28 protein-coding genes and 1 tRNA gene are annotated in these 24,755 nt (G+C 66.4%); 13 read left to right on the top strand and 16 right to left on the bottom strand.

What is annotated here, in order from left to right; translation table 11 throughout:
• Positions 1-38 precede the first annotated feature (38 nt).
• Positions 39-221 (top strand): YegP family protein, encoded by a 183-nt coding sequence (locus tag ACFVJ5_RS12585; protein WP_194825705.1) that lies wholly within the window; start codon positions 39-41, stop codon positions 219-221.
• 87 nt (positions 222-308) lie between these two features.
• On the opposite strand, the gene purD is transcribed toward ACFVJ5_RS12585, so the two are convergent.
• Entirely contained in the window at positions 309-1,592 is a 1,284-nt protein-coding gene (gene purD, locus ACFVJ5_RS12580; protein ID WP_379220103.1) for a phosphoribosylamine--glycine ligase, read from the bottom strand.
• Between the two features lie 144 nt (positions 1,593-1,736).
• Here purD and ACFVJ5_RS12575 point away from each other — a divergent pair, with 144 nt between their 5' ends.
• From ACFVJ5_RS12575 to ACFVJ5_RS12550, 6 genes are all read left to right on the top strand, one after another.
• Entirely contained in the window at positions 1,737-2,114 is a 378-nt protein-coding gene (locus ACFVJ5_RS12575) for a PH domain-containing protein (RefSeq protein WP_379220102.1), read from the top strand.
• Between the two features lie 14 nt (positions 2,115-2,128).
• Positions 2,129-2,554: an HIT family protein gene (locus tag ACFVJ5_RS12570; RefSeq protein WP_101464615.1), complete on the top strand. Its 426-nt coding sequence runs from the start codon at positions 2,129-2,131 to the stop codon at positions 2,552-2,554.
• 81 nt (positions 2,555-2,635) lie between these two features.
• Complete coding sequence (locus ACFVJ5_RS12565) at positions 2,636-3,157, top strand: DUF3558 domain-containing protein (RefSeq protein ID WP_379220101.1); 522 nt, start codon at positions 2,636-2,638, stop codon at positions 3,155-3,157.
• Positions 3,158-3,185: 28 nt separating this feature from the next.
• On the top strand, positions 3,186-3,575 hold the full coding sequence (locus tag ACFVJ5_RS12560; protein WP_379220100.1) for a hypothetical protein: 390 nt from the start codon (positions 3,186-3,188) through the stop codon (positions 3,573-3,575).
• Positions 3,576-3,892: 317 nt separating this feature from the next.
• Complete coding sequence (locus ACFVJ5_RS12555) at positions 3,893-4,975, top strand: hypothetical protein (RefSeq protein WP_379220099.1); 1,083 nt, start codon at positions 3,893-3,895, stop codon at positions 4,973-4,975.
• Positions 4,972-5,727, top strand: coding sequence for an ESX secretion-associated protein EspG (locus ACFVJ5_RS12550; RefSeq protein WP_379220098.1), 756 nt, complete (start codon positions 4,972-4,974; stop codon positions 5,725-5,727). The genes ACFVJ5_RS12555 and ACFVJ5_RS12550 overlap by 4 nt, the downstream gene beginning before the upstream one ends.
• 113 nt (positions 5,728-5,840) lie before the next feature.
• Here the strand turns inward: ACFVJ5_RS12550 and ACFVJ5_RS12545 are convergent, their stop codons facing one another.
• Positions 5,841-6,251 (bottom strand): DUF6069 family protein, encoded by a 411-nt coding sequence (locus ACFVJ5_RS12545; protein ID WP_379220097.1) that lies wholly within the window; start codon positions 6,249-6,251, stop codon positions 5,841-5,843.
• Positions 6,252-6,742: 491 nt separating this feature from the next.
• Between ACFVJ5_RS12545 and ACFVJ5_RS12540 the strand changes: the two genes are divergently transcribed.
• Complete coding sequence (locus tag ACFVJ5_RS12540; protein WP_379220096.1) at positions 6,743-7,744, top strand: 1-aminocyclopropane-1-carboxylate deaminase/D-cysteine desulfhydrase; 1,002 nt, start codon at positions 6,743-6,745, stop codon at positions 7,742-7,744.
• A gap of 49 nt (positions 7,745-7,793) precedes the next feature.
• Here the strand turns inward: ACFVJ5_RS12540 and ACFVJ5_RS12535 are convergent, their stop codons facing one another.
• On the bottom strand, positions 7,794-9,017 hold the full coding sequence (locus tag ACFVJ5_RS12535; RefSeq protein ID WP_379220095.1) for an RNA polymerase sigma factor: 1,224 nt from the start codon (positions 9,015-9,017) through the stop codon (positions 7,794-7,796).
• Positions 9,014-9,361 (bottom strand): YciI family protein, encoded by a 348-nt coding sequence (locus ACFVJ5_RS12530; protein WP_378631709.1) that lies wholly within the window; start codon positions 9,359-9,361, stop codon positions 9,014-9,016. The genes ACFVJ5_RS12535 and ACFVJ5_RS12530 overlap by 4 nt, the downstream gene beginning before the upstream one ends.
• Positions 9,362-9,470: 109 nt before the next feature.
• On the opposite strand from ACFVJ5_RS12530, the gene ACFVJ5_RS12525 reads away from it, so the two are divergent.
• Positions 9,471-9,878, top strand: coding sequence for an AbrB/MazE/SpoVT family DNA-binding domain-containing protein (locus tag ACFVJ5_RS12525; protein WP_379220094.1), 408 nt, complete (start codon positions 9,471-9,473; stop codon positions 9,876-9,878).
• 322 nt (positions 9,879-10,200) lie between these two features.
• On the opposite strand, the gene ACFVJ5_RS12520 is transcribed toward ACFVJ5_RS12525, so the two are convergent.
• From ACFVJ5_RS12520 to ACFVJ5_RS12505, 4 genes are all read right to left on the bottom strand, one after another.
• Positions 10,201-10,836, bottom strand: coding sequence for a LysE family translocator (locus ACFVJ5_RS12520; protein ID WP_379220093.1), 636 nt, complete (start codon positions 10,834-10,836; stop codon positions 10,201-10,203).
• 82 nt (positions 10,837-10,918) lie between these two features.
• Positions 10,919-10,990 (bottom strand) — tRNA-Thr (locus ACFVJ5_RS12515).
• Between the two features lie 75 nt (positions 10,991-11,065).
• Positions 11,066-11,302 carry an MbtH family protein gene (locus tag ACFVJ5_RS12510; RefSeq protein WP_022565839.1) on the bottom strand — a complete coding sequence of 79 codons (237 nt, stop codon included), beginning with the start codon at positions 11,300-11,302 and terminating at the stop codon, positions 11,066-11,068.
• A 130-nt stretch (positions 11,303-11,432) separates the two neighbouring features.
• Complete coding sequence (locus ACFVJ5_RS12505) at positions 11,433-12,266, bottom strand: alpha/beta fold hydrolase (RefSeq protein WP_379220092.1); 834 nt, start codon at positions 12,264-12,266, stop codon at positions 11,433-11,435.
• A 174-nt stretch (positions 12,267-12,440) separates the two neighbouring features.
• Between ACFVJ5_RS12505 and ACFVJ5_RS12500 the strand changes: the two genes are divergently transcribed.
• The 4 genes from ACFVJ5_RS12500 (at position 12,441) to ACFVJ5_RS12485 (ending at position 16,370) form a co-directional block, all read left to right on the top strand.
• A complete protein-coding gene (locus ACFVJ5_RS12500) occupies positions 12,441-12,599 on the top strand; it encodes a hypothetical protein (protein ID WP_165610244.1) in 159 nt (52 codons plus the stop codon).
• 44 nt (positions 12,600-12,643) lie between these two features.
• Entirely contained in the window at positions 12,644-14,173 is a 1,530-nt protein-coding gene (locus tag ACFVJ5_RS12495) for a trehalose-6-phosphate synthase (protein WP_378632450.1), read from the top strand.
• Positions 14,174-14,238: 65 nt separating this feature from the next.
• A complete protein-coding gene (locus ACFVJ5_RS12490; RefSeq protein ID WP_379220091.1) occupies positions 14,239-14,952 on the top strand; it encodes a response regulator transcription factor in 714 nt (237 codons plus the stop codon).
• Positions 14,949-16,370 carry a sensor histidine kinase gene (locus tag ACFVJ5_RS12485; RefSeq protein ID WP_379220090.1) on the top strand — a complete coding sequence of 474 codons (1,422 nt, stop codon included), beginning with the start codon at positions 14,949-14,951 and terminating at the stop codon, positions 16,368-16,370. Before ACFVJ5_RS12490 ends, ACFVJ5_RS12485 begins: the two co-directional genes overlap by 4 nt.
• A 1-nt stretch (position 16,371) precedes the next feature.
• On the opposite strand, the gene ACFVJ5_RS12480 is transcribed toward ACFVJ5_RS12485, so the two are convergent.
• Genes ACFVJ5_RS12480 through ACFVJ5_RS12445 form a run of 8 tightly spaced genes read right to left on the bottom strand, consistent with a single transcriptional unit; the run spans position 16,372 to position 24,754 of the window.
• Entirely contained in the window at positions 16,372-16,857 is a 486-nt protein-coding gene (locus ACFVJ5_RS12480; RefSeq protein WP_379220089.1) for a h domain protein, read from the bottom strand.
• The gene (locus tag ACFVJ5_RS12475; RefSeq protein ID WP_379220088.1) at positions 16,854-17,582 is read right to left on the bottom strand and encodes a hypothetical protein; all 729 of its coding nucleotides are present in this window, start codon (positions 17,580-17,582) and stop codon (positions 16,854-16,856) included. Before ACFVJ5_RS12475 ends, ACFVJ5_RS12480 begins: the two co-directional genes overlap by 4 nt.
• A complete protein-coding gene (locus ACFVJ5_RS12470) occupies positions 17,579-18,982 on the bottom strand; it encodes an MCE family protein (RefSeq protein WP_379220087.1) in 1,404 nt (467 codons plus the stop codon). The genes ACFVJ5_RS12475 and ACFVJ5_RS12470 overlap by 4 nt, the downstream gene beginning before the upstream one ends.
• The gene (locus tag ACFVJ5_RS12465; protein WP_379220086.1) at positions 18,979-20,205 is read right to left on the bottom strand and encodes an MCE family protein; all 1,227 of its coding nucleotides are present in this window, start codon (positions 20,203-20,205) and stop codon (positions 18,979-18,981) included. Before ACFVJ5_RS12465 ends, ACFVJ5_RS12470 begins: the two co-directional genes overlap by 4 nt.
• Entirely contained in the window at positions 20,202-21,467 is a 1,266-nt protein-coding gene (locus tag ACFVJ5_RS12460; RefSeq protein ID WP_379220085.1) for an MCE family protein, read from the bottom strand. Before ACFVJ5_RS12460 ends, ACFVJ5_RS12465 begins: the two co-directional genes overlap by 4 nt.
• Entirely contained in the window at positions 21,464-22,531 is a 1,068-nt protein-coding gene (locus ACFVJ5_RS12455; RefSeq protein WP_379220084.1) for an MCE family protein, read from the bottom strand. The genes ACFVJ5_RS12460 and ACFVJ5_RS12455 overlap by 4 nt, the downstream gene beginning before the upstream one ends.
• Positions 22,524-23,552 carry an MCE family protein gene (locus ACFVJ5_RS12450; RefSeq protein ID WP_379220083.1) on the bottom strand — a complete coding sequence of 343 codons (1,029 nt, stop codon included), beginning with the start codon at positions 23,550-23,552 and terminating at the stop codon, positions 22,524-22,526. Before ACFVJ5_RS12450 ends, ACFVJ5_RS12455 begins: the two co-directional genes overlap by 8 nt.
• Complete coding sequence (locus ACFVJ5_RS12445; RefSeq protein ID WP_379220082.1) at positions 23,549-24,754, bottom strand: MCE family protein; 1,206 nt, start codon at positions 24,752-24,754, stop codon at positions 23,549-23,551. Before ACFVJ5_RS12445 ends, ACFVJ5_RS12450 begins: the two co-directional genes overlap by 4 nt.
• Position 24,755 lies beyond the last annotated feature (1 nt).

The following is a 24,755-nucleotide window of genomic DNA, read 5'->3' as shown; positions in this document are numbered from 1 at the left end:
CTGTCGAGTGTTTTCCTCCGAACCGAAGCGAGGCAACCATGGCAGGCAAGTTCGAGGTATTCAAGGACAAGGCGGGGAAGTTCCGTTTCCACCTGAAGGCCGGAAACGGCGAAATCGTCCTCGAAAGTCAGGGGTACGAAAGCAAGGAAGGCGCCAAGAAGGGAATCGCCTCCATTCAGACGAATGCCCCGAACGCCCAGGTCCTCGACCTCACCGCCTGATCGGCGCAGCCGCGCGACGTTCCTCGGCCACCGTTTCCCGCTCGATCGTGATCAGCGGTCGCGCACCGCTGATCACCGATCGCGCGATTACCCTGCGACGCTGTTACGTTCCGGAACAACAACTTCGGTGGCACCGATATCGGTCCGGAAGTGGCTGCCGGGGAGCTTGATTCCCGCGAGTCGCGCATAGGCCCGCTCCCGCGCCTGCGCGAGATCCGCACCGACACCGACCACATTCAGCACACGCCCGCCCGCCGACACCAGCGCCTTGTCCTCGCGCTGATCCGTACCGGCGTGCAGCACCAGCGTTTCGCCCTCCAGCGCGCCGTCATCGGCGCCGGTGATCACATCGCCGGTGCGCGGTCGCGCCGGGTAGTTCTCGGCGGCGAGCACGACAGTGATCGCGGAACCGTCCTTCCAGCGCGGTGCGTCGACCTCGGCGAGGCGCCCGGTCGCGGTGGCGTGCAGCAGTTCGGCGAACGGGCTGTCCAGCAGCGCGAGCACGGCTTGGGTCTCGGGATCGCCGAAGCGGCAATTGAATTCGACGACAGCCGGACCGTTCGTACCGATCGCCAGACCCGCGTACAGCAGGCCCGAGAACGAGCTGCCCCGCGCGACGAGCTCGGCGGCGACGGGCTTCACCACGTCGTCGACGATCTCGTTCAGCGTCTCCGCGGGAAGCCACGGCAGCGGCGTGTAGGCGCCCATACCGCCGGTGTTCGGGCCGGAATCGCCGTCGCCGACCCGCTTGTGGTCCTGCGCGGGCAACAGCGGAATCACGGTCTCACCGTCGACCAGGCAGAACAGCGACACCTCCGGCCCGTCGAGGAACGACTCCAGCAGCACCGGATGTCCCTGCTCCAGCAGTTCGGCGCCGTGATCGCGGGCCGCGCGCCGGTCGGCGGTCACCACCACGCCCTTGCCCGCGGCGAGCCCGTCGTCCTTGACCACCCAGGTCGGGCCGAAGCGGTCGAGCGCCGCGTCCAGCTCGGCCGGAGTGTCGACGATCTCGCTGTGCGCGGTCCGCACCCCGGCCACCGCCATCACATCTTTGGCGAACGCCTTCGACCCTTCGATCCGCGCCGCGTCGGCCGACGGGCCGAACACCGGGAACCCGGCCGCGCGCACGACGTCGGCGACGCCGAGGACCAGCGGCACCTCGGGGCCGATCACTACCAGGTCGGCGGCCACTTCGCCGGCCAGCGCGGCGACGTCGTCGGCGGAGCAGGGATCGACCGGACGTAGCTCGGCGTGCTGGCCGATGCCGGGGTTGCCCGGGGCGGCGATCACCGCCGTCACGGACGGATCCCGGCGCAACGCCAGGACGAGGGCATGTTCACGGGCTCCGGAACCGATGACGAGTACGCGCACGGCCATAGATTAGTCGCGCCGTCCTCGGTCTCCGCGATAGGGCCGACCGCGCTGAGCGGCGCAACCATCTCCCGGCCCGGCTTCACTTGCGCCACAATGGGACCAGGGGCGGCGCGGCAGCCGCCACTGAAACGGGGGAAAGCCATGGGCCTGCTCGATGGGATGATGGGCAATGCCGGTCGTATAGATCCGGCCGCCGCCCAGCAGGAATACGCGAAGCTGTTCGGGCAGGGCGAGCAGGTGTATGCCGCGTTCATCCTGGTCCGCGACGCGATGCTGTTCACCAATCGCCGCCTGATCATGGTCGACAAACAGGGCGTCACCGGCCGCAAGGTCAGCTACCACAGCATCCCCTACCGTTCGATCAGCCACTTCACCGTCGAAACCGCGGGCACCTTCGACCTCGACGCCGAGCTCTACATCTGGATCGGCAGCGGCGACGAGCCGGTCAAGCAGCGTTTCACCCGTCAGGTCGACATCTACGAGGTGCAGGGCATCCTGTCGCATTTCGTGTCGATCTAGCTACGCTCACCGGTATGGCATCCGTTTTCAGCGCGATCATCGCAGGTCAGATCCCCGGCCGCTTCGTCTGGGAAGACGACGAGTTCGTCGGCTTCCTCACCATCGGCCCCGTCACCCAGGGCCACACCCTCGTCGTCCCGCGCGCGGAGATCGACCAGTGGCAAGACGTGGATCCCGCCGTGATGGCTCGGATGATGGGCGTCGCCCAGAAGATCGGCCAGGCGGTCCGCGTCGCCTTCGACGCCCCCCGCGCCGGCCTGCTCATCGCCGGCCTCGAGGTCCCCCACCTGCACACCCACGTCTTCCCCGCCTACACCATGGGCGACTTCGACATCTCGGGCGCGAACACCGACCCCACCCCCGAATCCCTCGACGAAGCCCAGACCAAGATCAAGGCTGCCCTCCGCGACCTCGGCCACGGAGCAAACGTCCCAGCCTGAGTTCTGCCCTGGATGGAACCGAAACGACCGGGCGCGCGTCTAAGACATCGAGTGGTCGTTGTGTGCGAAAGAGGAGAGACGATGCGACTGGTTGGCTTTGCCGCCGGGGTGTGCGCTGTAGTGGCGCTCGCCGGATGTTCCACTGCGGTCGACGGGCAGCCCGAGGCCAGCGGGACTCCGCTGACCAAGGAGCAGCTGTTCGATCCGTGCACGGTGTCGGACAGGGTGCTGCAGGCGGCGGGGGCCGATCCTGCAACGAAGGACGACAACCCCTTCTCGGTGCCGCGAGCAGATTGGAAGGGGTGTGCCTGGACCGCCAATGGCTACTTCATCTCCCTCTTCACGACAACTAAAACCATGAAGGAGTTTCGTGCGAACGACTACCTCCATGACTTCAAAGATGTCTCTATCGGCGATAGGAAGGCTACCCAGTACCTTCTCGGAACAAAGACCCCGCCAGATCAGTGCGGAATAGCTTTTGAAAGCGCACAGGGAACGATCACATTGCAGGCGAGCAAGTTCGTAGACAACAAGGCATCGACAGATCCTTGCCAGCTGGCCAACGATGCCGCGCCACATTTTGTGACCATCCTGCCCCAGTAGCGGACCGCTGATCAGAAAGACTCAAACGATGGCAGATACAAACGAAATTGCAAAAGAGTTCCAAACTCTAGCAGGAGAAGCTGCTGCGGGTCGGCTTATCATAGAATTCTACGCCGCCGAACGATGTGCCAAGCAGTGCGACGACTACATCTCCGAACTGCGAACCCTTTCGCGACGAACTCAAGACATGGTCTTGGTCGACTCATTCGGTAGCTTGAACTCCGCGAAGGCACTCGGAACGAAGTTTGCTGACCTCGCGAACGGCCAGGGCAATGGCTCCTACACAGACGCCGCCGCGAAGCACATAGAGATCTTAACCAATATGGCCGACATGTACCGCAAAGCTGGTGCCGCATACAAGGACTGCGATGAGGCTACCCAGCTGGCCATTAAGCAACAGACTAACAAACTAGATTGAGTCCGGGGGGATAAATGACTTTTTCAGATTTCATGAGCAAACTGGGCAGCGTTGCATTGACAGCATCGAGCCCCTCCAGAATTAGCGATCGAATCGGCTCGCTGTTCGATTCCGATGTCTCCGCCACACAGTCCGAGCTAGACGCCCAGGCCGCTGGCGACAGCGCACGGTCCCGCATATACGCCGAGAATTCGAGTCTCGCCAGCGGCTTTTCTGGCGAGTTCACGCAGCAGGTCGTGCCACCCGTCATGGAACCGTTCGTCACCATGAGCCATTCGGATATCATGAAATTTGTCGAGTCAATCAAACCTGAGACGATGAACAGCAGCGTTCAGGCCTGGCGGCAATTGGCCACGGACACCACGACGAAAGCCACTACCTTCCACGACAATATCCAGAAGGAAATGGAACGGGGCTGGTCGGGAAGCGCGGCGAGCCAAGCGCTGGCGAGCACAAAGAGCTATCTCGCCGACGTGCACAAGGTCGACCAGGCCGCATCCCTGATCGGCAACAAGATGGAAGAGGCTTACTCCGGCTTCAATCAGGTGAAGTATTCGGTACCGCACGAGTCCGACCAACAGAGCAGCACCGTCGCGGGATTGGTCGCCACCACGCTCTCTAACGCGGTCGCGCCCGGGCTCGGCACCGTAACCAGCTTCGTCATGGACAGCACCAGCGCGGGCCGCTCCGATGCCGCCCAAGCCGCGGCGCGCCAGGTGATGGAGACCGTTTACAAGCCAGTCGCGCAACAGTCCGACACCCAGGTCCCGAAGGTCCCCGAGCCATCGAAACCCCAGTCCGACAAGCCCACCGGCGACACCACCAAGGACAAGCCGACTGGCACCACCACCGACAAGCCCACCGGCACCACCACCAAGCCGAGCACCGACGACACCACCCCCTCCACCACGGAGCCGGAAACCCCCACCACCACCGACACCGGTGACGACGACACCACCGACGACACCACCACTGACGACACGACCGGCGACGAGACCACCGCCGCCACGACAACGCCGGAAACCCCCACCGCCACTACCCCGTCAGGCACCAGCCCGGGCACGACCCCGGCCGGCACGTCCCCCGGCGGACTCGGCTCCGGCGGCGGAGCAGGCGCGGGCGCCGGTGCCGGAGCAGGTGCGGGCACGCCCGGCGCGGCTGTCCCCGGGACCGCCGGTCAGAAGCAGGGCGCCGGTGCGGGAGCGGGCGCGGGTTCCGGTGCGTCGTCGGGTCGCTCGGGCATGTCCGGCATGGGCGGAATGGGCGCCCCCGGTGCGCGCGGCGGCGGCAAGGACGACGAGAACGAGCACCAGGCTCCCGACTACTTGCGCGGCGTCCACGAAGAACTGCTCGGCCCCGAACGCCTGCACGTCCCGCCGGTGATCGGCGGCGACGCATGACCGACACCTGGGAACTGACCCCGTTCGAATTCTGGGTCGCCTGGGAAACGCTCGGCCGCGACCGCATGCCCTGGCCCCTCACGTTCACGGCAGGTGTCGAAACGCAGGTCGAGTTCGACCGGGAATGCCGTCGTGCGGCGGACTCGCTGATCGCCAAAATGGGCACCGACGAATCGCTGTACCACGCCTTACACGCCCTCGCGCACCCCGAAATCCGGGTGGAGCTGTTCGGGCACCGCTTCGACGGCCGCACCCGGATGGTCCGCGCCTGCGCGACCACCGAGGCGAGCAACGGCGTGGTCGCCGCCCAGCTCCCCGGTCCCGAATACGGCCAGGGCGGCAACATCCTGATCTCGCTGCGTCCGGCCCACGCCATCGTCTCCCGCCTGCTGGCCATCCTCCCGAAAACCCCCGCGGGCACCACCGGCGGTTTCAACGTCCACCGCGACGACTTCACCACCACCCCCGACCCCTACGCCCGCCACCGCACCCCCGCCGAACAAGCCCTCAAATTCCTCAAACGCCCCTTCACCACCTACGCGGAATTCCGCGTAGCCACCGGCCCAGCCCTGGACGGCTGGCAAGAAGGCGGCACCACTCTCCAACTGGTCGACTACACCGACGACGGCCGCTACCTGATCCAAGAAGGCGAACGAGTAGAAGTAACCCCCACCACGTCCGACCGAATCGAAGTCCACCTCCAACACCTGATCGAGAAGGCCACGGCAAGCACCCGCCAATCAGCCTGGTAGCCAACAACACTCGTGGAACATCCACAGCGGAAATCGTGTACAGCCCGGGGTGTCTGCACACGATTCCGCTGTGGCCCAGTTTTCTGTGGCCGCTCACGAAGTACCAGGCGGCGCTAGGCATCGAGCCGGGCGGCGACCACCGGGATGACGACCGCGGCGGCGACGAGGTGGGTGAGCATCAGGGTGAGCTTGGTGTCGGCGGCTGCGTTCACGATCAGATCGGGGACGAGCGACAGCGCGGTCAGGGTGATCGTGGTGCGTGCGAACACCGCGCGAGGGTTTCGGGCCCACTTGCGCAGGGCGGCGGCGAAGAGGATGCCGATCGCGGCGAAGATCAAGGTGAGCTGGGCGAATCCGGCGAGCGGGATCTGTTCGCCTTCGATTGCGAGAGAAACGCCGACGGCGTGGGCGACGGCGGCTACAGCCGTTGTCGCGGCCGCGGCGCCGACGGCCGCCAGTGCGGCCGGACGCCAGAAGGCGGAGCTGCTGCGGACAACGGGCGCGACGTAAGCGGAAGTGGTCATGTCGTACTCATATGTGGTGTGGGCAGCCCGTTGCTGCCTCTCCTCAGTTCCACGAACAGGACCGACCGAATACGACAGCTGTCGGCGAAGTTCTTTTCGGCGGCGCGGACAGTATCCCCGTGACGGCCACGGGCGACCTCGTCGGACGACCGCCCCGGCACCCTCTCCATCCAGCCGGCGGCAACATGCCCAGCTCCGACGTGAACACCGGCTAGGGCACGGTCCGCCTGACCGGCGCGGTAGGCACCTCCGGCCTGTCCGCGGGCCAGACCATGCAGTGCTCCGGCGCAGACCTCCACGTGCCGTAGCGCTCGGCCGTCGGCCGGATCGTCGAGCGGCGACACTCGACCACGGCACCGTGGGCGACTCCTTGTTCGGCGGCGATTTCGATGGCCGCGCGCAGCAGATTCGATACGGTAGGCAAGCACCGAATCCGAGGAGGAAAATTTGCCGCGCTCACGGATCGGCGACTGGTTCCGCGACACCGGCCGATGAATACTCCGCTTCTGCACCAACGCTTTCCACGCCTGCGCGAAACCCTGCCGCATATCGGACTGAGCTCCGGCCCGACGCCGGTCCGCCGACTCGATGGGCTGCCTGCCGGCGGCGCGCCGGTCTGGCTCAAAGACGACTGCGCGTTCGGTGACGGCGGGTGGGGTGGCAACAAAGTCCGCAAGCTGGAATGGATTCTCCCCGACGCACACCGGCGCGGTTCCCGAACCATCCTGACCGTCGGCGGATTGGGTACGAACTGGGGACTGGCCGTCGCCCTGTACGCACGCGACCACGGACTCGGCACCGCTCTCGCCCTCGTCGACCAGCCCGTGGACGAGCACGTCCGCGCCCAGCTGAGCCGACTCGAGAACAGCGGCGCCGCACTCTATTTCACGCATTCGAAGACGCGGACCGTCCTCACCGCGCCGATACTGTTCGCCCGACACACGAGCGGAAGGCATCTGCCCTACTACCTGCCGCCCGGTGGATCCTCGCCGGTCGGTGTCCTCGGATACGTCGAGGCCGCGCTCGAACTGGCCGGACAAGTGCACCGCGGCGAGCTACCCGAGCCCACCCACCTCGTGACCGCCGTCGGATCCGGCGGCACGATCGCGGGGCTGCAGCTCGGTTTGCGGATGGCAGGCTTGACGACCCGAGCAGTCGGTGTCGTAGTCAACGACACGCTGCGGTTGGACCCGGCGACGATCACCCGGCTCGCCCGCCGTACCGCGCAACTGCTGCGTAAGCGAGGCGCGGACCTGTCCGATCTCGACCCGCGAGTCGAGGACATCGATATCGTCACCGACTGGCTCGGCAGCGGCTACGGCCACCCCACGCCGGAAGGCGAACGCGCCCAGTCCTTGTCAGCCGACCGCGAGCACCTGCACCTCGAACCCGTCTATACCGCCAAGGCCATGGCGGCCCTGCTGGCGATGAACGAGCAGGGCGCATTCGGCGACGGCCCTGTCCTCTACCTCAACACGAACGGGCCGCGATGACCAAGCGAGTCCATGCCATCGATGCGCGCCGGTCCCCGGATGGACCCTTCTACACAAGATGCTCGCGCCTCCTGGTCAGGTATGCGCGCTCGGCTGGGTTCTGCGTGGCGGCGATCGCGGCGTCGTAGGCGGATCTCGCCTCGGCGCTGAGCCCCAACCTGCGGAGCAGATCGGCGCGGGCGGCGTGCCAAGCGTGGTACCCGTCGAGCGGCAGCGCGTCTATCTGTGCCAGCGCGACATTCGGACCATCGAGTTCGGCGATGGCGACGGCTCGGTTGAGGGCGACGATCGGGGTCGGGGTGACGGTGTAGAGCTGGTCGTAGAGGGCGACGATCTGGTTCCAGTCGGTGTCGCGGGAGTCGGCCGCGTCGGTGTGGACCGCGTTGATCGCCGCCATGATCTGATAGCGACCAGGTGGGTCGCCGCCTGCCGCGACCCGGCGCAGGCATTCGCGTACGAGCGTGTGCCCTTCGGCGATGAGGGTGTGGTCCCAGCCGCCGCGGTCCTGCTCGCCGAGCGTCACCAATTCCCCGCCCGCGAACCGCGCCGCGCTGCGGGCGTCGATGAGCAACATCAGCGCGAGCAACCCGGCAACCTCGCCGTCATCGGGCAGCAGATCGCGCATGATGCGGCCGAGCCGAACCGCCTCCGCCGTCAAGTCGGCCCGAACAGATTGCGCGCCTGCGAGATACCCCTCGTTGAAGATGAGGTAGATGACGGCCAGCACACCGCCGAGCCGATCGGTGACGTCATCGCGATCGGGCACCCGGAACGGGATGTGCGCGGCTTTGATCTTGGCCTTGGCGCGGGTGATGCGTTGCGCCATGGTCGTTTCGGCAACGAGAAACGCACGAGCGATCTCGCCGACGGTGAGCCCGCCGAGCAGGCGCAGTGTCAGCGCGACTCGCGCCTCCGGCGCCAATGCCGGATGGCAACAAGTGAAGACGAGCCGGAGACGGTCGTCGTTGATCGGTCCGGTCGGTTCGTGCGGTGTGTGATCGTCGATGATCATGGCTGCCTGGTGTTTCGCGTCGCGCAGTGATTCCCGGCGGATCCGGTCGATCGCGCGGTTGCCCGCGGTCTTGGTCAGCCAGCCGCCCGGGTTGGGCGGTATGCCGTCGACCGGCCACCGTTCGATGGCTGTGAGCAGGGCCTCGCCCGCGGCGTCCTCGGCGATGTCGAGATCGCCGAAACGCCGGGCGAGCGAGGCGACCACCCGGCCGTACTCCTCGCGATAGATCCGATCGATCCGGGCGCGAGTGTCGTCGCTCATGCGCCGTCGAACGTCCTGATCTCGATCTTCTGCTCGCAGACCTTCGACGCCCTGGCGGCGATCTTCAGCGCGGCATCGAGGTCGGGTACCTCCACGACCCAGAATCCGCCGAGGCACTCCTTGGTCTCGGCATACGGCCCGTCGGTGACGACCACATCAGCACCGGTGTTGTCGACCGTGGTGGCCTCATCGATCCGCCCGAGCCCACCCGCGAACACCCATACCCCTTCGGCTTGGAGCTCGTCGTTGAACCTTCCCGTCGCCTCGTACTGCGGCTGCGCCTCCTCCTGCGGAATGTCATAAACACTCGGCTCGACAACAACGGAAAGCAGGTACTGAGTCATAACGATCTCCCTTCGTCGGTGGCCGCCGATCGGCTGCCTCTATCAACACCACGAACGGGCCGACCCGGATACGACAACTCTCGACGAGATCCGCCGAATCTTCTCTGAAATGGGCGCATCGCTCCACGAGTTCACCCCATCCGGGATAGCAGCTTTGCTGCTTGACGGCTTTACTGCTCAATGGGATAGTGGGGCGATGGGCAATTTTCGCGGATACGCGGCAATCCAGGGACGTGGCACGGTCGCGCTGCCTGCCGAGCTCCGGAAGAAGTACCGGCTGGACGAGCCAGGTGCGCAGCTGGAGATCACCGAACGCGAAGACGGCGTGATCGAGCTTCGGCCCACATTGCCGGTCCCAGTCGATGAGATCTGGTTCTGGAACGAGGGCCACCAGGCAGCTGAACGCGAGGCCGAAGCCGATGTCGAGGCTGGGCGACACAGCACTTTCGACAACGCCGAATCGTTCTTGGCGCACCTCGACACCATGGCGTCGGGTCCCAGCGAGGCGGTGGAGTGAAATACCGGACGCTTGCATCGTTCGATCGAGATTTGCGACGTCTGCCCGCTGAACATCAACGCATGTTCCAGCAAGCCCTACGCTCACATTTCCTGCCGGCCATCGACGCCGGAGCGTTCGCGGGCTCACCACCCTGGCCGATACGCCTGCGGATTCACAAACTGAGCAACTGCGAGGTCTACTCACTCACGTGGAATTTCACCTCACCGGACGGTAGGGCCACTTTCCACCTGGAGAAGACGAACGAGAGCGAGCCGATCCTGGTCTGGCGACGAATCGGCGATCACGGAATCTACGACCGCCCATAACGCCACCGCACCGTTCAGTTGGCCCCGGAGAACGCCACGCTGCCACCCACTCCGATGATCATCGCCCCACCCACGCTGCCGACCGCCGCGAGTCGGCGCGGAGATCGCGCGAACCACGTCCGCACGGTGCCCGCGAGCAACGCCCACGCACTGTCCGAAGCCATCTGAATCACGAGGAAGATCGCGCCGAGCACCAGCAACTGAGCGGGCAGTGCGCCCGCCTCCGGCACCGTGAACTGCGGCAGGACCGCACCGAAGAACACCATCGTCTTGGGATTGGTCGCGCCGACAACGAAGCCCTGCCACAGCACCCGCCGACCCGTGGTGTTCGGCACCTCCGCCGCGAGCGCCGTCACCAACTTCTTCCGATCCCGAATCGTCACGACGCCCAAGTGGATGAGGTAGGCGGCGCCGGCGACCTTCACGATCAGGAACAGCGCGGACGACGCCATCAACACCGCCCCCAGCCCGAAAGCCACCGCGACCAGCGGAACGGCCGAGCCGGCCACCGCGCCGATCACCGACAGAATCGCCGGCCTGCGGCCCAGGGTCAGCGCCCGCCCGATAGCGAACAGCACATTCGGACCCGGAATCACGATGATGACGAACGCGGCAACCACAAACGCCGCCGCATGAGACAGCGGAACCATCCCCCGACCCTAACCGGCCACTGACACAATGGTCACGAGACAAAAAGGACCTGACCTGCTTTCACAGGTCAGGTCCTTGTCGAGCCCCCTGTCAGGATTGAACTGACGACCTTCGCTTTACAAGAGCGGTGCTCTACCACTGAGCTAAGGAGGCGGGTGGTGCGCGACTATCTTAGCCGCGCACGCCAACCGCGTGGCACCGGATGGTGTCACGCGGTGGCGGAGGAGATCAGGACTGGGCGCGAGCTGCGTCGTCGGCGGCCATCGCGTCACGCAGGCTCTTGGGCCGCATGTCGGTCCAGTTCTTCTCGACGTACTCGACGCACGCTGCCCGGCTTTCTTCGCCGAACACGACACGCCAGCCCGCCGGGACCTCCGCGAACGCGGGCCACAGGGAGTGCTGCTCTTCATCGTTGACCAGAACGAAGAAGCGGCCGTCCTCGTCGTCGAAGGGGTTGGTGCTCATTTCACCTCACTGGATACTGGCGCTGTGTACAGGATCACTGCGCGGCCGCGAAGCCACGAGCGTTGTGTCGACCCTAGCAAGGCATACGTTACTGGTAGGGAGTTACCCGATGCTGCCCCGGTCGGGGCGGTCAGGCGGCGAAGAAGTCGAGCAATATCTTGTTGATCGCCTCGGGACGCTCCAGGTAGCCGTAGTGACCGGTATCCGGGACCTCCTGGTAGCGGGCGCCGGGAATGGCCTCGGCGACCTCGCGCGAGAGGTACGGCGGAATCATCCGATCATCGGCGAACCCAATTGCCAAGCAGGGCACCGTAATCGAACGATACGCGGCGACCCGATCGAACTCGTGATCCATCGCCCGCTGGGCACGGACGCCGGGCGAGGGCGTCCCCACGCTGAACTCGAACAGGTCGAGCCAGTCGCGCGCCGCGTTGGTGTCGGCCATCGTCGCGGGCGACAGATTCATCACCGCGCTCAACGCCGCCTCGAATTTCGCGGGCAGCTTCACCGCCGAGGCGTCGAGCTCCTGCTCACCGGCCGACAGCGTCTTCTGGAACTGATCCAGCCTGCCGTGCCCGGCCATGAACACGGCCTTGCGCACCAGATCGGGCCGGGCGAGCGCCAGCTCCTGCGCCACCCGCGCACCCATCGAGGTGCCCGCGATCAGCGCGGGACCTTCGTCGAGGAACTCGATCAGCGCGGCGGTATCGGCGACCAGCTCCTCGATCCGCATCCCGCCCGCGGCCTCGAACGACGGCGCGATCCCCCGGTTGTCGAACACACAGACCCGGTAACGGGCCGCGACCAGCGCGGGAACCTGATGCAGCTCCCACACCCGCCCCGGCGAGCCCGTCCCCATGATCAACACCACCAGCGGACCACCGCCCTTGACGTCGGTGCCCTTGGTACGGTCGCCCTTGACCTGATAGTTCAGTGCGATGCCGTTCACCGTGGCCAGTGGCATGAAAGAAACCTCTCTGCGGGGTCGATCGTGTACTGCCCCACGGTAACGGGACCGCCACGACACGGCACCGGGGCGGGGTGTTACGCGTCGCTAGTTCATCGGCCGTGCGCCGGCGCCCGATAGTATTGATCACTCGCAGGTAGAGCGCAGGGAAACCGGGAGGACGAACCCATTATGGCCGCGAAGAGCACCGCCAACGACATCGCCGACGACGAACTCGAGCCGCTTGCCGACGAGACCGCCCGCCAGGCACAGAAGGTCGTCGCGGCACACGCCGAAGACGCCGACGAATGCCGCATGCTGCTGTCGATGCTCGGCATCGCCCCCGCCTGACACAGCGCACCCCTGCGACGCATAAGGATGCGTGAGTGGACCAAATGATCGATCAACCGTCCAACGACCGTCCGTCCGAAAACAGTGAAACCCTCGTGCCGAACGGCGCAGGTTCGGGATTCGTTGTCGTCGCCAACCGGCTCCCGGTCGACCTCGAGCGCCTTCCCGACGGCACCACCCGGTGGAAGCGCAGCCCCGGCGGGCTGGTGACCGCGCTGGAACCGGTGCTGCGCAGCAACAAAGGCGCCTGGGTCGGCTGGGCCGGTGTGCCCGATGTCGAGGTCGAACCGATCATCGAAGACGGGCTCGAGCTGTACCCGGTGCCGCTCACGGCGCAGGAGGTGGAGGACTACTACGAAGGGTTCTCCAACGGCACGCTGTGGCCGCTGTACCACGACGTGATCGTGCGCCCGGTGTACGACAGGGCGTGGTGGGCGGCCTATGTCGAGGTCAACCGGCGCTTCGCCGAGGAGACCGCGAAGGTGGCCGCCGAGGGCGCCACGGTGTGGGTGCAGGACTACCAGCTGCAGCTGGTGCCCAAGATGCTGCGCATGCTGCGCCCCGACCTGACCATCGGCTTCTTCCTGCACATCCCGTTCCCGCCGGTCGAGCTGTTCATGCAGATGCCGTGGCGCACCGAGATCGTCGAGGGCCTGCTCGGCGCCGACCTGATCGGCTTCCACCTGCCCGGCGGCGCGCAGAACTTCCTCTACCTGGCCCGCAGACTGGCCGGTCAACCCACCTCACGCGGCACGATCGGGGTTCGCTCGAAGCTGGGTGTGGTGCAGGTCGGTTTCCGCACGGTGCGCGTCGGCGCGTTCCCCATCTCGATCGATTCGGCCGAACTCGACGAGTCCTCCCGGCGTCGTTCGGTGCGCGAGCGAGCCGCGAAAATCCGTGCTGAGCTGGGCAATCCCAAGAACATCATGCTCGGCGTCGACCGCCTCGACTACACCAAGGGCATCGACATCCGGCTCAACGCGCTGCAGGAACTCCTCGAGGAGGGCCGCATCGACCCGACCGAGACGGTGATGGTGCAGCTGGCCACCCCCAGCCGCGAACGCGTGCAGAGCTACATCAAGATGCGCGGCGACATCGAACGTCAGGTGGGCCGGATCAACGGCGAGTTCGCCCGCGTCGGCTACCCGGTCGTGCACTACCTGCACCGCCCGATCCCCCGCGACGAGTTGATCGCCTTCTTCATCGCCGCCGACGCCATGCTGGTGACGCCCCTGCGCGACGGCATGAACCTGGTCGCGAAGGAGTACGTGGCCTGCCACAGCGACCTCAACGGCGCCCTGGTGCTGAGCGAGTTCACCGGCGCCGCGGCCGAGCTGCGCCAGTCCTACCTGTGCAACCCGCACGATCTGGACAGCGTGAAGGACGCGATCATCGGCGCACTCGACGACGATCGCGACACCAAGCGCCGCCGGATGCGGTCCCTGCGTCGCCAGGTGCTCACCCACGACGTCGAACGGTGGGCGCGCGCGTTCCTCGACGCCCTGTCGCAGGGCAATGTGGCGGGTTCGGCGCTGATGAGCGACGAGCAGACCTACCCCGCCGACCAACGCTAGAGGCACACAGCGACCTCACAGCGTCGGTCCAGCCACTTCCCAGCGGGGTGGTGGAGCATAGGGGCATGAGCGGTGTGCCTGATGTGCCCGAGGCGCGGGTACTCGTCGTCGACGACGAACCGATGATCGTCGAGCTGCTGGCGGTGAGCCTGCGCTACCAGGGGTTCGAGGTGGCGACGGCGGCCGACGGCGCCGAGGCGCTGGACCGGGCGCGCGCGTTCCGCCCGCAGGCGCTGATCGTCGACGTGATGATGCCCGGCATGGACGGCTTCGGCCTGCTGCGCCGGTTGCGCGCCGACGGGATCGACGCGCCGGTGCTGTTCCTGACCGCGCGCGACGAGGTGGACGACAAGATCACCGGGCTCACCCTCGGCGCCGACGACTACGTCACCAAGCCGTTCAGCCTGGAGGAGGTGGTGGCGCGGCTGCGGGTGATCCTGCGGCGCGCCGGCCACGCCGAACCCGAGAAGGCGAGCACCCGGTTGCGCTTCGCCGACATCGAACTCGACGACGACACACACGAGGTGTGGAAAGCGGGCGAACCGGTGGCGTTGTCCCCCACCGAGTTCACGCTGTTGCGCTACTTCATGGTGAACGCGGGCAGCGTGCTGAGTAAACCTCGCATCCTCGATCACGTGTGGCGCTACGACTTCGGTGGCGAGGTGGGCGTGGTGGAGACCTACGTGTCGTATCTGCGCAAGAAGGTCGACACCGGCGAGCAGCGGTTGATCCACACGCTGCGCGGTGTCGGCTATGTGATGCGTGAGCCCACGCGGTGAGCAGACTCCCCCTGCGGGTGACGCTGGTGCTGATGCTGGTCGCGCTGGCCGGATTCGGTTTGGTCGCTTCGAGTTTCGTGGTGACCAAGGCGATGGAGAACTCGCTGCGCAACCGCACCGACCAGCAGTTGCAGGACGCGGCGATAGAGTGGGAGCGGCGGGTGGGACTGCCCGCGCCGAATCTGCCGCCGCCCTCTTCGGAGTCCGGGCAGCCGCCCGGGCGCTACTTCGTGACGGCCGAGAGCACCGACGGCACCCGAAAAGTACTCCTCGACAATGTCTTCGGCACCGACGCGCAGCCCGACCTGCCCGATCCGCCCGCGCTGCAACCGGTCACGGTCGGCTCGTCGGACGACTCGGGCGATCAGTGGCGGGTGCTCACAGTCAACGGTCATCGCGCCACGGCGACGGTCGCGTGGCCGCTGACCGAGAACATCGAAACGGTGCGCAAGCTCGTTGTGCTGCAACTGATCGTCGGCGCGATCGTGCTGCTCGCGCTGGCCGTCGCGGCCTATTTCGTGGTGCGCGGCAGTCTGCGACCGCTGCACCGGGTCGAAGCGACAGCGGCGGCGATCGCGGGTGGTGAGCTGCATCATCGAATCCCGGTGCACGGCAATGTCACCGAGGTCGATCGGCTGTCACAGTCACTGAACAGCATGCTGACCCAGATCCAGCAGGCGTTCGCCGCCACCGAGGCCTCCGAGACCGCCGCGCGTGATTCCGAGGCGACGATGCGCCGTTTCGTCGCCGACGCCAGCCACGAACTGCGCACCCCGCTCACCACGATCCGCGGCTTCGCCGAGCTGTACCGCCAGGGCGCGAACACCGACCCGGCGATGTTCATGAATCGCATCGAACACGAGGCACAGCGCATGGGTCTCCTGGTCGAAGACCTGCTCATGCTGGCCCGGCTCGACGCCCAGCGCCCCGTGGAGCTGGGTCCGGTGGACCTGCTGGCGATGGCGGGCGACGCCGTCCACAACGCCCGCGCGGTCGAAGCCGCCGCGGGACAACACCGTCCGATCACTCTCGACATCGCCGCGGGCACCGGCACCCTGGAAGTCCTCGGCGACGAGCACCGCCTCCGCCAGGTCCTCACCAACCTCCTCGACAACGCCCGCAGCCACACCCCCGACGGCACCTCGATCACCGTCCGCCTGACGCCTGCGGCCGACGAGGTCCAGCTCGAGGTCATCGACACCGGCCCCGGGCTCACCGCCGAGGAAGCAGACCACGTTTTCGAACGTTTCTACCGCGCGGACATCTCCCGCACCCGCCGCGGCGACAACCGCAGCGGCAGCGGGCTCGGCCTGTCCATCGTGGCCGCGCTCGTCGCGGCGCACGGCGGCACAGTGCGCGTCGAATCCACGCCGGGCGGCGGCGCGACTTTCCTCGTGCGCCTACCGCGCGGCGAGTAGGTCAGACCGGCGTGACCTGGGAGACCAGCCAGCGGTTGTCTGCCTTGTCCAGCGATACCCGCACGCGGCTGCCCGAGGTGGTGCCCTCCGGTGAGTCCTTGCTGGTGGTCAGCTGGTTCAGGTAGAGCAGGACGACCGCCTTCTCGGGGTCGGCGGAGACGACGCCCTCGGCCTGGGTGGTGGCCTTGACGGTGAGCTGCTTCTCCTTGGCGCCCGGCGCGATGGCCTGCTGGATCAGTTTCAGGTATTCGGCCCGGAACGATTCGGTGAGATTGTCGGCAGCCCTAGGCAGTTCGGTGTCGACGGTGGCGGGCTCATAGGTGAACATCGCGCTCACCGTCCGGCTCGCGGTGCTCATCGCGTCGGTGCGCGCCTGCTCGGTCTTGTCTTGCTGCCACAGCTGATACCCACTGACACCGAGGACGATGGCCGCGATCACACCAGCCGCCGCGAGGGCTCCGAAGACGATCTTGATTCGCTTGCTCATCCCACGAACTCCACTTTCGACACGGTCATCCCGGAATCGCCCTTCGACACCGTGATCCGGAATCGGTACTGCCGCGACTGCGGTTCGGCCGAACCGGTATTACTCACCATCTGCTTGGCGGCGACCAGGACCTTCGCCGAATTCTCGTCGACGGACTCGATGCCCGACTCGACGACCTCGCCGGTGGAGACCACCTTGGCCTGCTTCACCACATCCATGAACGGGTCGACGCGACCATCGAACTCGGTCTTGAACTCACCCGAGGCCAACGACAGGATCCGGTCGATGTCCTCCTTGGCGGAGTCGGCCCGAATGGTGGTCAGGTTGATGACCGCCTGACGCGCGGTCTGGGTGTACTCCGCGCGCAGGTCCTCGTCCTGATTGCCCGACCGCGCCGCGAGCGCGGTGAACGTGGCACCGACGACCAGCGCCAACACCAGCACCGCGGCGGCGGCGAGCCCGATGACCTGCCCGAGCCGCGTCAGCTTCGCGTCTTCTTCGTCGAGCTCGGCCGAATCATCGTCGGCCGCCTCGTCCACCACCGCGGCCTTCGTCAACGCGACTACCGTGGCTTCCTCGGCCGCAGCCACCTCAGCGTCGGCCACCTCGGCCGATTCCACCGCACCCGCGTCGACTGTCACGTCGACGACCTGCACATCCTCCACCGGCGGACCCGCCGACCTGGCTGCCCGCCGACGCGGGCGGCCGTTGTTGCTCTCACTCATCTCTGCTGCTCCTCCAACATCGCCTGCCAGCTGGCCGGGACAGTGCCCGAGCCATCGGAGGCGATATCACCTTGGCGGTACATGCGTCCGTCCGGGCCAAGATAGCTGCCCGTGGACGGATCATAGGGGCGCGCGACGGCGGGGGTGACTCCGCCGGTGGACGCGCCGGTGGGGGCCGAGGCCGGGGCTACCGGCTGCGGCGCGCCGAACGGCGGGTTCGTACCCAGCGGCACGTACCCCGTCCGGCACAGTTCGGGAGTGGGCGCCCGGACACCGGGATACTCCATGCACGGACTGTTGCGAATACCGCGCACTTCGATCGGAGAATCCTGAGCTACCTTGCAGTACAGCCCTTCCGGAGTGTCGATAGGGCTGAAGTCACTCGGCTCACGCCACTGATCGGGGGGCAGGAAGCCGGTGGTGCAGGCGGGTGGGTCGTGGACCACGGTCATGAAGTCGACCATCGCGCCGTACTTGGTGGGTCCGCGCAGGACCGTCCGCAACGCCGCGATCAACGGCGGGAAAACGACCAGAAGTTGTTCGACACCAGCGTGATACGTCACCCCGACCTGGCCGAGACTCACCAGATTGCTCGCCAGCAGCGGCAGCGTCGGACGCAGACTCTGGAACTGCTCGGTCACCTTTTCCATCGCGGAAGGGCTGTTGTGCAACAGGTTTCGCAAGGTCGGGTCGGACTCGCGGAGCTGATCGGTGAGAGTCGCGAGATCTGTTGTCCAGGAACGAATATTGGCATCGGACTGGATTTGGGTGTCCAGCAGCGGGCCGATCTGATCGAGCAGCTTCTTCGTCGGTTCCACGTCGGTTTCGGCCTGCTGCACCAGCAGCGCCGCCGAGTCGATGAACCGCTGCAGGTCAGGACCTGCGCCGTTGAACGCCAGGAATGCCTCGTCGATCACCTGGCGCAGCCGGGTATCGGCGACGGTCGCGAGCAGCTTGTCGGTCTGATCGAGCAGCGAGCCCACGTCCTGGGGCAGCTTGGTGCGCTGCACCGGGATCACCGAACCGTCGCGCAGATCGCCCGAGGTGGAATTCGGCTCCGGCACCAGGTCGACGTACTGCTCGCCGATCGCCGAGACACTGCGCACCCAGGCGGTCGAGTCCGACGGCACCTTGTAATCGCTGTCGATCGACAGGTCCGCCTCGACCCCAGCCGTGGTGAGCCGCACCGCCTCGACCTTGCCGATATTGGTGCCGCGGTAAGAGACATTGGCGGTCGGATACAGCCCGCCGGTGGCGGCGAGCTGGACCGTCACGCCGTAGCGGCCGATCCCGAACATCGCGGGAAGCTGGATGTAGGTCCCGCCCATCACGACGAGACCGATCACGGTGAGTACCGCGAAGATCGCGAGCTGAACGTGGACGAACCTGGTGAGTTTCATCGCCCCGCCCCTTCCTGGCCGGGCAGCGGCACGGTGATTCCGGGGATGGACGGCAGACCGGGAATGGGCGGCAGTCCGGGCAGGGTCGGCGTCGGCGCCGCACTGGGGGCCGGCGCCTGCGGGAGCTTGGTCGGATCGCCCGCGTCGGTCGCCGTCGTCGGCGCGAAAGTACCGAGCACGCCCTCGACACCACCGAAGCGTCCGCCGAGCGGAGTACCGGTGAGCCAGTTGCTGTCCAAGCGCTTACCGGTCAGGTCGAAGGTGATGAAGAGGTTGAGGTAATCGCCCTTGATCGCGTTGCCGATGTTCTTGATCGGGAACGGGAAGGAGGGAATGATGCCCATCGCGTCGACGAGGTTGGTGCCGGTGTTCGCCAGGGTCTCCAGCACCGGGCCGAGGCTGGCCAGGTTGGCCTTCAGATCGTCACCGCTGGTCTGGATGATCCGCTCGGTGACATCGCTGAGCTCACCCAGCGCGGTGACCGCCCTGGTGATGTTGGCGGTGCGGTCGGCGAGCGCGGTCAGTGCGGGGTGGATCTCATCGATCGCGCGGGCCAGCACGTCCTTCTGGTCGGCGAAGTTGCCCGCCAGCCGGTCGAGGCCCTCCATCGCGGCGATGATGTTGCCGGTCTGCTTGTCCAGGCCGGTGGTCAGCTCGTTGAGCTGCGGCAGCAGGTCGGCGATCTCGGCCTCGCGACCGTTGAGCGCCGCGTTCATCTCCCTGGTGATGGTCTCGAGCTGGGCGATGCCGCCGCCGTTGAGCACGACCGACAGCGAAGACAGCACCTGCTCGGTGGTCGGGTAGGCCCCGGCCCGCTCGAGCGGGATCACGTCATTGTTTCGCAGCTGACCTTGAGCGGGTGTATTGGTAGGCGCGGACAGCTCGACGTGATTACTGCCGAGGAGGCTGGTCTGCCCGATCTTGGCGATCGCGTTGGCGGGCAGTTTCACCTCGGGATTCAGCGACACCGTGACCAGCGCGTGCCAGCCCTCGACATCGATCCCGGTGACATTGCCGACCTCGACGTCGTCCACGCGCACCGGCGAATTCCGGGTGAGCGTGGTGACATTGGGCATCTGGATCCGCACCGTGTACGCACCGGGGCCTCTGCCCTCGGAACCGGGCATGGGTAGCGAGTTCAGTCCGTCCCATTGACAGCCGGTAGCGCCGAGCGTCACAGCGACGCCCACCGCCAGCCCGGCGAGCATGCGTTGGGGCGTCATCGTTGTCCTCCTGGAACCGCAAGTCCGGCAAGACCGTTGGGCACGGTGATCGGAGCCGTCGTCGGGGCCACCGGCGCGGACGGCACCTCCGCGGCCAGACTCGGCGGGCTGTACGTCAACTGGCCGGGCAGGGCCTGCGTGCCGCCGACCGGGTTGAGCATGATCGGCACGTAGTTCATCGCCAGCGAACTGATCACCGGGGCGATGAATTCCGCGCACAGGTCCGCCGACCGGTCCGAGTCGTTGTGCTCGAGCGCGCGGATGGAACCGCAGAGGAAGGTCAGTGGGCTGGACGTATTGTTCAGCGACACAGAGCCGCTGAGCGAGCCCTGGGCCGGCTTGTAGATCTGGTAGAAGTTCACCAGCGCGGTCGGCGCGGAATGCAGCAGCCGTTCGATCTCCGGCCGCTTGTCGACCAGCGTCTGGGTGACATCGGCGAGCCGATCGACACCCTCGGTGAGCTCGGCGCCACTGCCTTCGAGGAAGCGCTTCACATCGGCGAGCGCCACATCCAAACTGTCCAGTCCCGCACCCAGCTCCTCCGACGCACCGGCGAGTACCGAGGCCACCGAGGCAAGGCGGCCGCCGAACTGCACGATCTGCTCGTTGCTCGCCGAGAGCACCTCGACGAACTTCTGCAGGTTGCGGATGGTGCCGAAAAGGTCGGTTCGCCCGTCGGACAACGTATTCAGCGTCGCCGACAGTTCGCGCAGGGTGTCACGGAACTTCTGGCCGTTGCCGTCGAGGTTGTTCGCGGCAGTGTCGACGAAACGCCCGAACGAGCCCTGCTTGTCGTCGCCGACCGGCCCGAGAGCGGTTGCGAGATTGGAGAGTTCGGCTTTGATGTCGTCCCACTCCACCGGGACCGCGGTGCGCTCGATCGGGATCTGCGCGCCGTCGACCATCTTCGGGCCACCGTCGTAGGCGGGCGCGAGCTGGATGAACCGGGCCGACACCAGCGAAGGTGCGATCAGCACGGCGCGGGCGTCGGCGGGCAGGTCGATGCCGCGGTCGACCGACATCCGCACCTGTACCCGGCCCTCGCCGGGCTCGATCGAGTCGATCTTGCCGATCTTGACTCCGAGCATCCGCACCTCGTCGCCCGCGTACAGGCCGGTGGTCGAGGTGAAGGCGGCGGTGATCTTGGTCTTGCCGAGGCCGAGGGTGGTGTAGACCCCGACCGCGACCAGCGCGACGATCACCACCACGGCGACCGCGAGCATCCAACGCGGCACGCCGCGGACTTTCGATGCGATGCTCATCGCGGCGGATCCTCCTCGGTCGGCTGGATGCTCGGCGTCCTCGGGTGCGTGAAGATGTCGATCAGGTCTTGCGGCAGGTGCTCGGGCCAGACCAGTGCGTCCACCAGGGGACGCAGCTCGGTACTCGTCGCGTTCACCACGTAGGCGTTGAACCACGGACCGTTGCCGACCTGCTCGCCGAGCGCCGAGGCGTAGGGGCCGATACCCTCCAGCGCCTCCGTCAGGTTCTCCTTGTTGCGCTGCAACAGGCCGAGTACCGAATTGAGGCGGTCCAGCGTCGGTTTCATCTGCGCCTCGTTGTCGGCGACCAGCCCGGAGAGCTGCTTGGCGACCGAGTCGACGTAGACGATGAGCTGGTTGATGGCAGCGCGGCGGTTGTCGAGTTCGCCGAGCAGGTTGTTGCCGTCGAGCAGTAGCGCGTTGAGCTGCGAACTACGGTCGGCCAGGACCTTGGTGACGTTCTGGGCCCGGCCGAGCAGATCGGTGAGCGCCTGGTCACGCGTATTGATGCTGCGGGAGAGCGCGGTGACGCCGTCGAGGGCGTTGCGCAGTGGGCCCGGTGTATCGGCGAAGGCGGCCGAGAGCACATCCAGGGTCTGGTCGACCTGATCCAGGTCGAGATCGCGGACGGTCGCGCCGAGGTCGCTGAGCGCCTCGTTGAGCGAGTACGGCGAGGTGGTCCGGTCGAGCGGAATGGTGTCGGAGGTACGCAGCGCGCCCTGTCCGGTCGGCACCACATCCAGGGACTTGCGACCGAGAACCGTGTTGGTCTTGATCGCGGCGGATGTCTTCTGGCCCAGCACGATCGACTCGTCGAGGGTGAACTTCACCAGCACTTTGGGACCGTCGAGCGAGACCTGGTCGACTTCACCGGAACGCACACCGGCCACGTGCACCGGGTCGCCCGGCACCAGCCCGCCCGCGTCGACGAAGAACGCGGTGAAGGTCGCGCCGGAGCGGATGAACGGCAGCTTGGTGTACTGGAGGGTGGCGAGCGAGATCGTCACCACCAGCACAATGCCGACGATGCCGATGGTGACGGCCGACGACTTCTTCTCACTCATTGGGCGTACACCTTCCGGTCGCCTGCAGGCCCGGCATGTGCACTTCCATCGGCTGGCCGTTCGGGCCGTCGACGACGAGGTTGGTGCCACAGATGTAGAGCTGCAGGAACGAACCGTAGGCGCCGACGCGGACGAGTTGCTTGTAGGTCTGCGGCAGCTTCTCGAGCACCCATTGGAGGTGGTCGGAGCCGTCGTCGAGGTTGGTGGCCAGCCTGCCGGTCTGCTCGATCGTATTGCGCAGATCGGGGCGCGCGGTGGTCAGCAGGTCGTTGAGTTCCTTTGTCGCACCGGCGATCCGCGGTAGCGCGGCGCCGATCGGGTCGCGCTCGGCGGCCAATCCGCTGACCAGGCGCTGCAATTCGTCGATCGTGGTGGCGAACTGCTCGTCGCGATCGTCGATGGTGGCCAGTACCGTGTTCAGGTTGTCGATCACGCTGCCGATCAGGGCATCGCGGTCGGCGAGGGTCTTGGCGAAGCTGCCACCGCTGTTGAGCAGCGAGACCAGCGTGCCGCCCTGACCCTGGAAGATCTGCAGCAGCGCCGAGGTCAGGTCGTTGACCTGGCCCGGATCGAGGCCACGCAGCAGCGGCTTGAAACCGCCGAGCAGCAGGTCCAGATCCAGTGCGGGCGTGGTCTGCTCCTTACCGATGGTGGCGCCGTCCGGCAGTCGACGCGCCGAGCCCGGCCCCTCCATCAGTTCCAGATACCGGTCACCGACCAGATTCTCGTACTTGATCGCCAGTCGGGTGCTGGAGAGCACCGAGTACTTGGTGTCCACGTCGAACTCGACGTGCGCGAGATCATCGGAGCCGACCTTCACCGAGGTCACCGAGCCCACCGGCACACCGGCGATCCGCACCTTCGACCCGGGCAACATGCCCGAAGAGTTGGTGAACACCGCCTTGTAGCCGTTCTCGCTGGAGAACCGTGCCTGACTCAGCACGATCGCCAAGCCGGCGAACACCAACGTCATCACCACGGTGAAGATCGCGAGCTTGACCGTCGTCGCCGTGTTTCTCACCGTGTCACTCCCGGCAGTCCTTCCAGCAAGAGCTGGAAAACCTTTGGTGCGCTGTCGTTCAATCCGAGCGGCGTGGTGCTCGGTGTGTACACCGTGCCCTGACTGGTATCGGTCACCACATAGTTCGAGTGGCTGTCCGGCGCCCGGGTCACCACCCCTTCACAATGCGGTCCGCCGGTGGCGTTCACCTTGGGCAGGTCCTTGGGGTAGGTGTAGGGCTTGGAGCCGGGCATGAGCGAGGCATTCATACCGACGCCGGGCAGCACGCCGCCGAATACCTCCTCGGCCAACGGCATGATCGGGCCGAGACCGTTGATGATGCAGCTCAACGCAGGCGCGTACTCGAACAGCAGACTGGTCGTCGGCCGCAGCAGGTCGAGCGCGGTGACGAGGTTGGATTCGTTCTCCCGCAGCACCGAACCGGTGGTATCCGACAGTCCGATCACGTTCACCAGCACGTTGTCGAGCTCGGCTTGCAACTCCGACAGCGTCTTCGCGGTGACCGTGGCGTTGTCCACCGTGCGCAGCAGCGCGCCGGAGGCATCGGCGTAGATATTGGTCACCTGGGCTGTCTTGTCCAGATCCTGTTGCAGCGTGGGCAGATAGGGGTTGATCTCGCGCAGGTAGCGATCCGACCGGACGAGCAGGTCGCCGAACTTGTCGCCGCGGCCCTGCAGTGCGGTGCCGAGCGCGGTCAGCGTGGCATTGAGCTTCTCCGGTTCCACCTGGGCGAGCACATCGGACAGGTGCTGGAACAGCGTGTTGAACTCCACCGTCACCGAAGTCGCCGCGACCGTGCTGCCGGGCTTCAGCGAGCTCGACGACGGCTGTTCGGGGACAACGAAGTTCACGTACTTGGCGCCGAACACCGTGGTCGAGCGAATGTCGACGCCCGCGTTCGACGGCACCAGCTTCAGCTGTTCGGGGTCGACCTCGAGCAGGATCTGCGCGCCGTCGTCGCGCAGGTTGATCTCGGCGACCCGGCCGATCTCGACGCCGCGCACCTTCACCTTGGCATCGGGGTCGAGCACGAGGCCCGAGCGTGGAGCGTCGACCAGCACCTTGGCGGTGGTGGTGAACGCGCCTTGGAAGAGGGCGAACGCGAAGACCGCGAGCCCGACGAGCAAGCCGACCATTGTGAGCGCGGCGAGCTTTCGCCCGAGCCCGCCCTGCAATGCGGCAACGAACCGTGAAGTATCCATC

This window comes from Nocardia sp. NPDC127606, from assembly GCF_042671725.1.
Taxonomy (GTDB): domain Bacteria; phylum Actinomycetota; class Actinomycetes; order Mycobacteriales; family Mycobacteriaceae; genus Nocardia.
The sequence above is the reverse complement of the archived record's forward strand: the minus strand, read 5'-3'. Positions and strand labels throughout refer to the sequence as shown.

Excerpts from the sequence above, each read along its gene's own strand:
- ACFVJ5_RS12585 (WP_194825705.1), top strand. The coding sequence starts at position 39 with ATGGCAGGCAAGTTCGAGGTATTCAAGGACAAGGCGGGGAAGTTCCGT.
- ACFVJ5_RS12575 (WP_379220102.1), top strand. The coding sequence starts at position 1,737 with ATGGGCCTGCTCGATGGGATGATGGGCAATGCCGGTCGTATAGATCCG.
- ACFVJ5_RS12570 (WP_101464615.1), top strand. The coding sequence starts at position 2,129 with ATGGCATCCGTTTTCAGCGCGATCATCGCAGGTCAGATCCCCGGCCGC.
- ACFVJ5_RS12565 (WP_379220101.1), top strand. The coding sequence starts at position 2,636 with ATGCGACTGGTTGGCTTTGCCGCCGGGGTGTGCGCTGTAGTGGCGCTC.
- ACFVJ5_RS12560 (WP_379220100.1), top strand. The coding sequence starts at position 3,186 with ATGGCAGATACAAACGAAATTGCAAAAGAGTTCCAAACTCTAGCAGGA.
- ACFVJ5_RS12555 (WP_379220099.1), top strand. The coding sequence starts at position 3,893 with ATGAACAGCAGCGTTCAGGCCTGGCGGCAATTGGCCACGGACACCACG.
- ACFVJ5_RS12550 (WP_379220098.1), top strand. The coding sequence starts at position 4,972 with ATGACCGACACCTGGGAACTGACCCCGTTCGAATTCTGGGTCGCCTGG.
- ACFVJ5_RS12545 (WP_379220097.1), bottom strand. The coding sequence starts at position 6,251 with ATGACCACTTCCGCTTACGTCGCGCCCGTTGTCCGCAGCAGCTCCGCC.
- ACFVJ5_RS12540 (WP_379220096.1), top strand. The coding sequence starts at position 6,743 with ATGAATACTCCGCTTCTGCACCAACGCTTTCCACGCCTGCGCGAAACC.
- ACFVJ5_RS12535 (WP_379220095.1), bottom strand. The coding sequence starts at position 9,017 with ATGAGCGACGACACTCGCGCCCGGATCGATCGGATCTATCGCGAGGAG.
- ACFVJ5_RS12530 (WP_378631709.1), bottom strand. The coding sequence starts at position 9,361 with ATGACTCAGTACCTGCTTTCCGTTGTTGTCGAGCCGAGTGTTTATGAC.
- ACFVJ5_RS12525 (WP_379220094.1), top strand. The coding sequence starts at position 9,471 with ATGGGCGCATCGCTCCACGAGTTCACCCCATCCGGGATAGCAGCTTTG.
- ACFVJ5_RS12520 (WP_379220093.1), bottom strand. The coding sequence starts at position 10,836 with ATGGTTCCGCTGTCTCATGCGGCGGCGTTTGTGGTTGCCGCGTTCGTC.
- ACFVJ5_RS12510 (WP_022565839.1), bottom strand. The coding sequence starts at position 11,302 with ATGAGCACCAACCCCTTCGACGACGAGGACGGCCGCTTCTTCGTTCTG.
- ACFVJ5_RS12505 (WP_379220092.1), bottom strand. The coding sequence starts at position 12,266 with ATGCCACTGGCCACGGTGAACGGCATCGCACTGAACTATCAGGTCAAG.
- ACFVJ5_RS12500 (WP_165610244.1), top strand. The coding sequence starts at position 12,441 with ATGGCCGCGAAGAGCACCGCCAACGACATCGCCGACGACGAACTCGAG.
- ACFVJ5_RS12495 (WP_378632450.1), top strand. The coding sequence starts at position 12,644 with ATGATCGATCAACCGTCCAACGACCGTCCGTCCGAAAACAGTGAAACC.
- ACFVJ5_RS12490 (WP_379220091.1), top strand. The coding sequence starts at position 14,239 with ATGAGCGGTGTGCCTGATGTGCCCGAGGCGCGGGTACTCGTCGTCGAC.
- ACFVJ5_RS12480 (WP_379220089.1), bottom strand. The coding sequence starts at position 16,857 with ATGAGCAAGCGAATCAAGATCGTCTTCGGAGCCCTCGCGGCGGCTGGT.
- ACFVJ5_RS12475 (WP_379220088.1), bottom strand. The coding sequence starts at position 17,582 with ATGAGTGAGAGCAACAACGGCCGCCCGCGTCGGCGGGCAGCCAGGTCG.
- ACFVJ5_RS12470 (WP_379220087.1), bottom strand. The coding sequence starts at position 18,982 with ATGAAACTCACCAGGTTCGTCCACGTTCAGCTCGCGATCTTCGCGGTA.
- ACFVJ5_RS12465 (WP_379220086.1), bottom strand. The coding sequence starts at position 20,205 with ATGACGCCCCAACGCATGCTCGCCGGGCTGGCGGTGGGCGTCGCTGTG.
- ACFVJ5_RS12460 (WP_379220085.1), bottom strand. The coding sequence starts at position 21,467 with ATGAGCATCGCATCGAAAGTCCGCGGCGTGCCGCGTTGGATGCTCGCG.
- ACFVJ5_RS12455 (WP_379220084.1), bottom strand. The coding sequence starts at position 22,531 with ATGAGTGAGAAGAAGTCGTCGGCCGTCACCATCGGCATCGTCGGCATT.
- ACFVJ5_RS12445 (WP_379220082.1), bottom strand. The coding sequence starts at position 24,754 with ATGGATACTTCACGGTTCGTTGCCGCATTGCAGGGCGGGCTCGGGCGA.